Here is a 1,143-nt window from a genome sequence, read left to right as displayed (position 1 = left end):
GGACTTCGATCTCTTCCGGATCTCCGAGGAGCACGGGATGCTCCGTGAGGCGGTGCGTTCGCTGGCGGAGGCGAAGATCGCTCCGTTCGCGGCGGAGGTGGACGAGGTGGGGCGGTTCCCGCAGGAGGCGTTGGACGCGTTGCAGGGCAATGACCTGCATGCGGTGCATGTGCCGGAGGAGTTCGGGGGTGCGGGGGCGGACGCGCTGGCGACGGTGATCGTGATCGAGGAGGTGGCGCGGGTGTGCGCCTCGTCGTCGTTGATCCCGGCGGTGAACAAGCTGGGTTCGTTGCCGGTGCAGTTGTCGGGTTCGCAGGAGTTGAAGGCGAAGTACCTGGGGGCGTTGGCGCGCGGGGAGGGGATGTTCTCGTACTGCCTGTCGGAGCCGGAGGCGGGTTCGGACGCGGCGGGGATGAGGACGCGTGCGGTGCGGGACGGGGACTTCTGGGTTTTGAACGGTGTGAAGCGCTGGATCACCAACGCGGGGGTGTCGGAGTTCTACACGGTGATGGCGGTGACGGACCCGGAGCTGCGGTCGAAGGGGATCTCGGCGTTCGTGGTGGAGAAGGGCGACGCGGGGGTGTCGTTCGGTGCGCCGGAGCGCAAGCTCGGCATCAAGGGGTCGCCGACGCGTGAGGTGTACTTCGACAATGTGCGGATCCCGGCGGACCGGATGATCGGTGCGGAGGGCACGGGGTTCGCGACGGCGATGAGGACGCTGGACCACACGCGGGTGACGATCGCGGCGCAGGCGCTGGGGATCGCGCAGGGGGCGTTGGACTACGCGAAGGGGTATGTGCGGGAGCGTCGGCAGTTCGGTAAGCCGATCGGTGATTTCCAGGGTGTGCAGTTCATGCTGGCGGACATGGCGATGAAGCTGGAGGCGGCGCGTCAGTTGACGTACGCGGCGGCGGCGAAGTCGCAGCGGGGGGACGGGGACCTGACGTTCTTCGGTGCGGCGGCGAAGTGTTTCGCGTCGGACGCGGCGATGGAGATCACGACGGACGCGGTGCAGTTGCTGGGCGGGTACGGGTACACCCGGGACTATCCGTTGGAGCGGATGATGCGGGACGCGAAGATCACGCAGATCTACGAGGGCACCAACCAGATCCAGCGCATCGTGATGGCCCGCAACCTCCCGTA

The 1,143-nt window shown here is 67.4% G+C and carries 1 protein-coding gene; it reads left to right on the top strand.

Going from position 1 to position 1,143, the window contains the following annotated elements; genetic code table 11:
* Nucleotides 1-1,143 (top strand): acyl-CoA dehydrogenase family protein (locus IF01_RS0140780; protein WP_030398680.1); only part of this gene is annotated, 1,143 nt, incomplete at both ends.

The sequence above is a fragment of the Kitasatospora purpeofusca genome (genome assembly GCF_000718025.1).
Classification (GTDB): domain Bacteria; phylum Actinomycetota; class Actinomycetes; order Streptomycetales; family Streptomycetaceae; genus Kitasatospora; species Kitasatospora purpeofusca.
Note: the sequence above shows the minus strand (reverse complement) of the source record. Positions and strands in the feature narration are given on the sequence as shown.